8 protein-coding genes are annotated in these 9465 nt (G+C 52.3%); 3 read left to right on the plus strand and 5 right to left on the minus strand.

Going from position 1 to position 9465, the window contains the following annotated elements:
- Positions 1 to 5: 5 nt before the first annotated feature.
- The 4 genes from ACOJTG_RS15705 to ACOJTG_RS15720 form a co-directional block, all read right to left on the minus strand.
- A complete protein-coding gene (locus ACOJTG_RS15705) occupies positions 6 to 1844 on the minus strand; it encodes a magnesium chelatase subunit D family protein (protein WP_420154695.1) in 1839 nt (612 codons plus the stop codon).
- 9 nt (positions 1845 to 1853) lie between these two features.
- The gene (locus ACOJTG_RS15710; protein ID WP_420154696.1) at positions 1854 to 2507 is read right to left on the minus strand and encodes a class I SAM-dependent methyltransferase; all 654 of its coding nucleotides are present in this window, start codon (positions 2505 to 2507) and stop codon (positions 1854 to 1856) included.
- On the minus strand, positions 2485 to 2961 hold the full coding sequence (locus tag ACOJTG_RS15715; RefSeq protein ID WP_420154697.1) for an acetyltransferase: 477 nt from the start codon (positions 2959 to 2961) through the stop codon (positions 2485 to 2487). Before ACOJTG_RS15715 ends, ACOJTG_RS15710 begins: the two co-directional genes overlap by 23 nt.
- 357 nt (positions 2962 to 3318) lie before the next feature.
- Positions 3319 to 3894: a hypothetical protein gene (locus tag ACOJTG_RS15720; protein WP_420154698.1), complete on the minus strand. Its 576-nt coding sequence runs from the start codon at positions 3892 to 3894 to the stop codon at positions 3319 to 3321.
- Between the two features lie 595 nt (positions 3895 to 4489).
- Between ACOJTG_RS15720 and ACOJTG_RS15725 the strand changes: the two genes are divergently transcribed.
- The 3 genes from ACOJTG_RS15725 (at position 4490) to ACOJTG_RS15735 (ending at position 8545) form a co-directional block, all read left to right on the plus strand.
- Complete coding sequence (locus ACOJTG_RS15725; RefSeq protein WP_420154699.1) at positions 4490 to 5743, plus strand: PepSY-associated TM helix domain-containing protein; 1254 nt, start codon at positions 4490 to 4492, stop codon at positions 5741 to 5743.
- An 89-nt stretch (positions 5744 to 5832) separates the two neighbouring features.
- Complete coding sequence (locus tag ACOJTG_RS15730) at positions 5833 to 8280, plus strand: outer membrane beta-barrel protein (RefSeq protein WP_420154700.1); 2448 nt, start codon at positions 5833 to 5835, stop codon at positions 8278 to 8280.
- Positions 8249 to 8545 (plus strand): transcriptional repressor, encoded by a 297-nt coding sequence (locus tag ACOJTG_RS15735; protein WP_420154701.1) that lies wholly within the window; start codon positions 8249 to 8251, stop codon positions 8543 to 8545. The genes ACOJTG_RS15730 and ACOJTG_RS15735 overlap by 32 nt, the downstream gene beginning before the upstream one ends.
- 80 nt (positions 8546 to 8625) lie before the next feature.
- Here ACOJTG_RS15735 and ACOJTG_RS15740 read toward each other — a convergent pair.
- The coding region (locus tag ACOJTG_RS15740) for a peptide MFS transporter (protein ID WP_420154702.1) at positions 8626 to 9465 on the minus strand (840 nt) is incomplete at its 5' end.

Genomic DNA, 9465 nt, shown 5'->3' on the forward strand with positions numbered 1-9465 from the left:
GGATCTTATGATATCAGTCCGGAGACCGTTCGGGTAAGGGTTTCGGCAGAAAAATCTTCCAGAGATACACATTCGGCTCCTAGGGTCTGGGCCAGCTCACTCGCCCGTCCCAGTCGCACGTACGCCGTGTCGGTATCGAGTACCAGGGCGGGAATTGTACGCAGGCGGGTCGCCAATTCCAGCGTTTGCTGCCAGGCATCGCCACCGCCGGGCAGGGGTACGTTAGCCTTGCCATCGCTCAGGATAATCAGTAAGGGATTTTCGGGTTGCTGTTCCAATACGTCAAGAGCCAGCTGTAGGGCTTGGGGTAAGGGCGTCCGTCCACCCGTAGGCAGGGTACGCAGAGCCACTTCCGCCCGTTCGACGCTTTGTGTAGGTTCCAGAAGCAACTGAGCTTCTACGCCCCGAAAGGCAATGACCGCCACCGTATCACGGCGTTGGTAAGCGTCAGTAAGCAAACTCAGTACACTGCCTTTCACGGCTTCCATCCGCCGACTGGCCGCCATGGAACCCGAAGCATCTACCACGAAAAGAATGAAATGTCCGGTTTTTCCGGTTCGTATCGTTTGGTGAAGGTCTTGCCGCGAAAGCTGAAACGTCTCCGGATTCCGGATTAGGGCCTGCTGTACGCTAGCCGTCAGAGCCAGGTCAGTAGGAGAGGTGCTCGGTACCGTCTGGGTTTTGAAGCCACGGGGCGTTCGGGTTACTTCGCTCCGGCGTCCGTTCAATGCCTCCATTGAACGATTTTCAACGGTCAGGGCCGGTGGCTCAGCCACGGGAGCTACGCCCAGTACTTCTTCTTTGGCTGGTTCGGTTTCCGGCTCCGGCTGGGGTAGCGGCGGGGGTGGGGTATTCATCAGATCATCCAGTTCAGACGAATGGAAGGACGGAGATTCGAAGGGTTTTTTGCGTCGTCGATGGGGGAGTACTAATTCCGCAGCTCGTTTAATGTCCGCGGCATGTACTTCCATTCGACCCTCAAAAGCCGCTAGGGTAATTGCCGTTTTGTAGAGAACGAGATCGGCCCGTAAGCTACTGATCTGTAATTGTGTACAGAGCTGACTGATGAGTGTGAGCAATCCCTCGGGCATCTGTACCTGCGGCAGTCGCTGGCGGGCCTGAGCAATGCGAGCTTGTAGGGTTACCTGAGTGGGCTGCCAGTGGTCCATGAACACCTGCGGGGCCTGATCATAGGCCATGCGGCGACGAACCACTTCGGTACGCTCAGCAATGGTATCCGGAGCCTGTACGTTGACCATCAGACCGAAACGGTCCAGAAACTGTGGGCGTAAGGCTCCTTCTTCGGGGTTCATGGTACCGATGAGTACAAACCGCGAGGGGTGGCTTACCGATAAGCCTTCCCGCTGGACGGTATTGACGCCCGAAGCGGCTACATCGAGCAGTACATCCACCAAATGGTCCGGTAATAAATTGACTTCATCAATGTACAGAATGCCCCGGTGAGCCTGAGCCAACAGGCCCGGCTGAAGGGCCCTGCGGCGTTCGTTGAGGACGCTTTCCAGATCAAGCTGACCCAGTAGCCGATCTTCGGTGGCACCTAACGGCAGGTTTACCAGAGGTACGGTTACTTCTTCGATCTCGTGCTCGCCTGACTGGCTGGCCGCATCGAAGTCCAGCACCTGACCAGGTTCGGTATTGAAGCGGGAGCCGGCAATCCGCTGAATGGGCGGCAGAATTTCGGCCAGTGCCCGGGCAGCGGTACTTTTGGCGGTTCCCTTGTCGCCCTGAATGAGCACCCCGCCAATACCCGGGTTGATTCCACAAAGCAAAAGGGCGAGGGTAAGCTGATCCTGGCCAACCAGGGCGGAGAAGGGGTACGACATGACGCTACGTTACTTTTGGGCACTAACGATCACAAAGGTACGAACGACGGCGTGACCCGCGTTACTTAGAATTTCTTCGTCTTCCTGATGCACATCCGAAACGGAAAACCGAGCCTGCGTTAATAAATCGTTAGCCGTATTGATGGAATACAACTCAAAGCCGTACTGCGTAAAGGGCAAATGCTCCATAAAATCCTGAGTAGCAAAGGCCAGCAGTAGCCGTCCACCGGGTTTGAGGCAGCGGTACATCTCTTCCAAATAGGCCAGTGGTTCCGGCCAGAAGTAGATGGTATTTACCGTAAAAATTTCGTCAAAAAAGGCATCGGGAAAGGGCAGATGCTGACCGTCGATGTGCTCAACATGTACGCGGCCCTGCTCAATCCAGACCGCGTTGCGTTGCCGGGCCTCGGTCACCATCGTTTCCGAAATATCGACCGCATAGTAGTGCTTTACTTTCTCCAGTACCTGAGCGGCGTGCTGGGCATTGCCCGGTCCGATTTCAAGCACCCGCTCGGCGGCCTGTAGCTTTTCGAGCGTTCGGGCCGTCATTCCGGCGTTATTGACATTCATATGTTCGCCCGTCTGGATGCCTTCGTCCCCTTCCGGGCAACGCAACTGGCGGGCGAGTTCTTTCAGGTGTTCAACTTTCTCGTGGTGATTCATGGCTGATTGGATCGGTTATTAAAGCTAAATGCAGCAAGGGGTAGGGTTTTCCCATGCCGTCCACGTCGGATCGACCCACGCGAACAAAACCCATGTGCTCGTAAAAAGCCAGTGCCTGGGGATTCTGTTCGTTCACGTCAACCGTAGTGGCCTGCTTATGGGTAATCGCGTGACGTAACAATTGTTTTCCTAGGCCCTTGCCGCGGGCGTCCGGGTGCAGAAAAAGCATTTCTACCTTTTGTTCGGCAACGCCCACGAAGCCCAGGATTTTACCGGTTTCGTTGCGGGCGGCGGTCAGATCGACCATCGCCAGAAATTCATTCAGAATCAAAGGTCTGAACGCTTGAATGTCGGCTTCGGAAAGAAAAGCATGGGTAGCCCGGACGGAAGCTTCCCAAACGTCAGTGAGTTCGGGATAGTCGGTAGGAAGAACGCTAGTTAAGGTGATTGCCATTCGATTGAGAGGTATTGTTGCAGGCGTTCAAAGGTAGGAAACCCCGGCAGCCTGAAGTTTTTATTTTTCTGGAAGAATGTTACAGGTTTCCCGGATTCGCTGCGGAAATCTATTAGAAGGGATAGATAATCTCTAACCCCGGAGGGGTTCAATTTGATTAGCCATGGGTACAACACATGGTTATCTCATTTGATTTCCCCGCATTGCATACGGGGTTAATTATATTGAACCCCTTCGGGGTTGAGGCGTTTGGTTTAAAAACAAGGACGCCACTGGTGCAGGTTTCCAAACCTGTACCTACCATCAGGCAGTTTCCAACTGCCGACAAAACGCTGGTGTTTCATAGATGGCCCAAGGTTATTCAGCCCCAATGCGGTCAATAAGCCAGTGATTCTGTTGGTTTTGTAGTGTGAAACGCAGCTTTTGCTGATCAGGTAAGCGTACCAATACGTGTGCTCGGTTACCTTCGATAGTTTGCAGGATTACCTGTGCCTGCGTCAGTTGCTCCAGGTCTACTTCCTGAGACTGGAGCACCAGATCGTATTCGAATCCCTCGGGTGGACCCTCATGTTGCGGATGCGTCTGGAAATGCCGTTCGGCTTCTTCAAAATAGGTTTTCCAGTAAGCCAGGTACTCAGGCGACACTAGTTTACTGGAGTTAAACAGAGCCAGGTAACGTTCCGTGGCCCGTTGATTTACCGAATAAAAAGCCGTCGAATCAGCAGGTGGGTTGACGAGCGGCAAGGCTGAAATTTCCGATTCATGCGTCTGATACCACCGCAAAAACTGGAGGGTTACCGCTCCGGGTTCAGCAATGGAAGGCTTGGGAGGAGCGGAAGGAATCGTTAGAGGATCAGTAGCCGTCGAACGGGTTGTGTCTTCGCAACCGCTGAAGGATAGTAGCAGAATGGATAATAACGTAATCGTTTTCATGGATTTAGGAAAATAAACGGAAACAAAGCAGAAGAACCCTTTCCCAGGGCTGACATCAATAAAGCACCCATTACAAAAATCGTTTCCGATATCTCCTTGAAACAACCCCAGGATAACCAGACTGAAGAAAGGAGTAGATGAGCTGTATCTATTTCTACCCGCCTACAGATCGACTGGCCTGAGTTTCACTACTGAAAGCAGCAAGACTTGCCTTTCATTTTCCCCAGCAGCACAGCCCGCATGAGGGCTAGGACTAACCACCTAAACCCTTCCAAATTGAAACAGATAAGGGTAGTGAATAGCTCGTATCCTACGTAAACAATTTATCCCCCACCTCATTCCAACTAGTTCAGATCAACCCCGCAGGGGTTCAACACCCTTAATCATGGGTGCAACCCATGGCCAACTTCACCCATTCTTTTTTCCCAAACCTACTGCGGAACAGGCCGACTTATGCAACTACCTAGAAAAGTACCCATGGTGTAGGGCATCGGGAAGGTTTCAGGGATTGCCATAAATGGCTGACGATCCGGTAAATCCCAGTACTTACCCTCGCCCCCGGTATCGAAACGCATTAAATCTATTCTATTCGGTTATGACCTTCCGGAAAATTAATAACTGGTTGCATTTATGGTTGGGCTTAGGCTCCGGAATCATCGTTTTCATCGTCTGTATCACCGCCTGTATCTGGGTGTTCAACGAAGAAATTACGTCTCTGCTGGAGCCGGAAAGCAATGTCCCCCAGCAGGAAAACCCGGTTCTCACGCCTTCGCAGGTACAGACCGTTATTGCCGCGATTCTTCCCGGTAAGGACGTCACCTACGCTTCCTACCAGCAGGGCAAAGCCATTGAAGTCGGCGTGGGATCCTGGGAGGGCGAGCATTATACCTTCAAAATGCATCCCTATACCGGCACCATCATTCGTCAGCAAGTACATCAGAAAGATGAAGCGGATTTTTTCCGAATCATCTTAAACGGCCATCGCTTTCTGTGGTTACCCTGGGAAATCGGTCGTCCCATCGTGAATTATGCGACACTGATCTTTGTGATTGAACTCATTACCGGACTGGTTTGGTGGTATCCCAAAAAATGGAGCAAAAGCACCGTGGAAAAAAGCTTTACCATCAAATGGGGAGCATCCTTCAAACGAGTCAACCTCGATTTGCACAATGTACTGGGCTTCTACTCGCTGCTTTTTCTGCTGGCTATCGCCCTGACGGGCATGGTGTACGGCATAGAGTGGTACAGCCGGAGCCTCTACTGGGCAACGTCGGGTGGGCAAACCTTACCGGAGTACCCCAACCATGAATCCGATACCTTACAGGCTCATCGCTTCTATACGCAGTCGCAGGCCATGGATAAAGCCTGGGCTACGGTGCTCCCCAAACATCCCGACGCTCAGGGCTTTTACTACAACTATCCCGAAAAGAATGATCTGAAATCGCCCCTTCACATCACCGTTTATCCTACGGCAGGACAGTTTTACAACCATCAGGCCTATGCGTTCGATCAGCATACGCTCAAGCCCATGCCCCGGAATACCGTTTACGACAGCCCTTACGCACAAGCGGATTTTGGCGTCAAGCTTCGTCGGATGAATTATGACATTCACGTGGGCAGTATTCTGGGTTTACCCGGTAAAATCATGGCCTTCTTCGCCAGCCTGATCGGAGCCAGTCTACCCATTACGGGCTTCCTGATCTGGTGGGGCCGCCGGAATAAAAAGAAACCCGTTGGCAAAACGTCCGGCAGGTCCGGTAAAACACCAGTGACTGAGACCCAAGCGGCAGGGGAGGCCGTCAACGGCAAAAGGGTTCGACCCACGTTTGTGCCGAAACCGAAACCCTAACATTCTTGAGCCACCCATCCGTTTCACCCGGCCATCGGTCGGGTCGAGTACGCCTTTTCTTCCTTTTTTATTACTAAGTCATAGACCGAATGCCTTTTCCCACTCAATCCCTGAAACACATCCGCTGGGTCCTACTGCTGATCACGAGTACCCTTTACGCCCAGACCGACCTACGGGGCCGGGTGACGGATCCCGCGGGTATCGCCATTGAATTCGCCACGCTAGCTCTCTACTCGGCCGCCGACTCTACCCTGATGAAAGGAACGGTATCTGATTCCCTAGGACAGTTTGGCTTTACCCGCATACCCTTGGGGGCCTATTACGTAGAAGCTCGCTTCGTGGGCTATCAGCCCCAGCGAAGTGCCCGCTTTACGTTGAGTGAAAAGCAACCGCAACTGCTGCTCCCCACGCTGAAACTGCAACCAGGCGAACAGGATTTACAGACCTTAACCGTGACGGCGAAAAAGCCCCTGGTCGAACAGCGGATCGATCGAACGGTCATGAATATTGAAAACAGCATTCTTTCGGAAGGCAATACGGCTCTGGAAGTACTGGAAAAAGCTCCCGGCGTTACCGTTGACGACGAAGGCAACATTACCCTCAAGGGCAAGCAGGGAGCCACCATTATGATTAATGGAAAGTTGACTTATTTGTCGCAGAAGGAATTGGCTACGCTGTTACGGGGAACGTCGTCGAGTGCTCTTTCGAAAGTGGAAATCATCACCAACCCTTCCGCCAAGTACGATGCCGCCGGAAATTCGGGTATCATCAACATTCAACTGAAGAAAAATGAAGGGATCGGCTTCAATGGCAATGTGTACGCCAATGTCGCCCGCAGCCGCAAGAACCGTTACGGAACGGGTCTGAATCTCAATTACCGCAGCAATCGCCTGAACGTATTCGGGAGCTACGACCACGCGTATCGGGGTGAAAAGGAGTTACTGTCCTATACCCGCCGCTTCCGCGATTCGGGGGAAAGCAGTCCGAGCCGCATTTCATTCCAGAACACCGTAACCGATGAGCCCCTGTACACGAATAACTTCAAAGCGGGGGTCGATTACTTTCTTGATTCCCGGAATACCCTCGGGCTGGTGGTCAACGGAAACGTGGGTACCTATGCAAACCATGGCAACACCAGTAACCTCCTGCAAACCATTACCCGTCATACCCTGGCGGATGCCCGCAGCACCAATACCGACGACAGTCGCTGGTCGAATCTTTCCTACAACCTCAACTATACCCACCGCTTCAAACAGGAAGGCCGGGAACTGACGACCGACTGGGACTATTCAGCCAATGGTTTTCAATCCAATCAGTTGCTCGATACACGTTATGTGGACGAATCGGGAGCCTTTACCAGTCGTCGTTCCACGCGTCGGGGCGATATTCCTTCCACCACTTACGTATACGTGGGGAAAGCCGATTACACGCATCCACTGGGAACGAAAACGAAACTGGAAACGGGCTGGAAAAGCAGTTACGTAACCGTCGACAACGAAGTAAAGTACGACACCTTGTCGGGTACCAACTGGGTCAAGGATTTTTCGGCTTCCAATCACTTTACCTATCAGGAAACCATTCATGCGGGTTACGTAAACTTCAACCGGGAGTTTGGTTCGTTTAGCGTACAGGCGGGTTTGCGGGGGGAATACACGCACACGAAAGGACATCAGATTACGTCCGATTCACTAGTGGTTCGTAAGTATTTTCAACTCTTTCCCAGCCTGTTTCTGACGCAGACGCTGAACGAAAAGCACCGACTTCAGCTTTCGTACAGCCGCCGCATCGAGCGTCCGGATTATGAAGATCTGAACCCCTTCCGGTTTTTTAGAGATCCCTTTCTGTACTACGAAGGAAACCCCTTCCTGAAACCGCAACTGACGCATTCACTGGAGTTAGGGCATACCTTCAATAATTTCCTGACGACGACGCTCAACTATAGTTACACCTCGGACGTCATCAACTGGATGATGGGACAGATCGATTCGACCAATACCACTTTCCAAAGTCCACAAAACCTGAAAAGTCTGATTAATTACGGGATTAGCTTTTCGGCGTCCCAGTCACCCACCTCGTGGTGGACGACCAGCAATTTTTTCAACGTCTTTCGAAATGAGTACAAGGGCGATCAAAAGGGCGGCGATCTCAATAACAGCATCACCAGTTTCACCTTCAACACTCAGAATTCCTTTCAGCTAGGCCGGGGAGCGTCCCTGGAACTCAGTGGCGTCTACAACTCTAAATCAGTCTACGGCGTGTTCGTAACCCGGCCTTTCTACGTCATTTCGGCGGGGGTACAAAAGCAGGTTCTGAATAAGCAGGCTACGCTGAAACTGATGGCCAATGATATTTTTCAGGGACGCCGCCGGGTACAAACGGCCCGGTACGAGAACCTGGATCTGAACACGAACATCCGGTTCGACAGTCGCGTCATTACGCTTTCGTTCAGCTATCGGTTTGGTAATCAGAACCTCAAAACTGGATCAACCCGTAAAAGTGGAGCCGATGATGTACAAAACCGAGTCAAAGGGCAGTAAGGATACGTTGTCCATAACCGAACGCATTCGGGCGTATGGAACCCGGCACGGTATTCGCCACTCGCCCAAACGGAACGCAGTAGCGATGGTGCTGGAAAAAGCCACGCGGGCGATGGACGCTGAGCAAGTCTGGTTGCAGTTGAAGCAGGAACACGTTCGCATCAGTATCGGAGCCGTGTACCTTTCGCTGAACTGGCTGGTAAAGGCTCAACTCGCCCAAAAGAAAATCCGGGAGGACCGGAAGGCCGTTTTCGAACGTATATGACAAGGAAGAGGGTGTAAAGTCTTCATTAACAAAAACTTTACACCCTCTTCCTTATTGTGATCAAACTTGGAATCAGTTTCCTAGTGAGTCATCTCCGCGAGATTATCGTCCGCTCCGTGCGTGAGTCGTTTCAGCGGTTTGAGGAGCAGTAAGATCAGGCTTCCGAACAAGATACAGAAAATCGCAATGCCCGTGAAGGTTTCCAATTCACCCCAGGTTTGTGACCAGGCTCCGAGTTGACCCGCGAGTTTTTCGCCCAGTCCGGTCGCTGCCCAGTACGCCCCCATGATGATCGATGCGTACTGAGCCGGAGCCAGTTTGGTAATGAATGAAAGGGCCACCGGCGAGGAAGACAGCTCACCAATGACGTGGAAAAGGTACGCCAGAATCAGCCAGTACATGGCCGCCTGCCCGGTTTGCTGAGCCTGCAAAGCGGCCGCCGTCATGAAGAAAAAGCCCGAACCCATGATCATGGTACCAATGGCCATTTTCGCCAGCGAAGAGCTTTCCCGACCCTTGCGAGCATTACGGGCCCAGAAATTGGCCACAGCTGTACCCAGCGTAATGACGAAAATGCCGGAGAGGGACTGGAACCAGGACGCCGGAATCTCCATACCCAGAAACTGTCGGTTGGTTTTTTGTTCGGCGTACAAATTCATCAAACCGCCGGCCTGCTCGTACGCTCCCCAAAAAGTAATCACAATCAAAAACGATAGCATCAGTACCCAAACTCGGTCTTTTTCCACGCGGGTCAGGGGTTGATTAAGTTTCGTGCGATCCTCCAGATCGGAACTTTTGCCGAGAAAATTACCGACTTCTGCCAAGTGTTTTTGGCCCTGAATGTACAGAATCAAACTCAACAGCATGCCGATGCCGGCCAGGGCAAAGCCATAATGCCAGCCGTACTGATAGGCAACCCA

The sequence above is a fragment of the Siphonobacter sp. genome (assembly GCF_048595215.1).
Classification (GTDB): Bacteria; Bacteroidota; Bacteroidia; order Cytophagales; family Spirosomataceae; genus Siphonobacter.

Coding starts and splice junctions, on each gene's coding strand:
- ACOJTG_RS15705 (WP_420154695.1), bottom strand. CDS start 1,844: ATGTCGTACCCCTTCTCCGCCCTGGTTGGCCAGGATCAGCTTACCCTC.
- ACOJTG_RS15710 (WP_420154696.1), bottom strand. CDS start 2,507: ATGAATCACCACGAGAAAGTTGAACACCTGAAAGAACTCGCCCGCCAG.
- ACOJTG_RS15715 (WP_420154697.1), bottom strand. CDS start 2,961: ATGGCAATCACCTTAACTAGCGTTCTTCCTACCGACTATCCCGAACTC.
- ACOJTG_RS15720 (WP_420154698.1), bottom strand. CDS start 3,894: ATGAAAACGATTACGTTATTATCCATTCTGCTACTATCCTTCAGCGGT.
- ACOJTG_RS15725 (WP_420154699.1), top strand. CDS start 4,490: ATGACCTTCCGGAAAATTAATAACTGGTTGCATTTATGGTTGGGCTTA.
- ACOJTG_RS15730 (WP_420154700.1), top strand. CDS start 5,833: ATGCCTTTTCCCACTCAATCCCTGAAACACATCCGCTGGGTCCTACTG.
- ACOJTG_RS15735 (WP_420154701.1), top strand. CDS start 8,249: ATGATGTACAAAACCGAGTCAAAGGGCAGTAAGGATACGTTGTCCATA.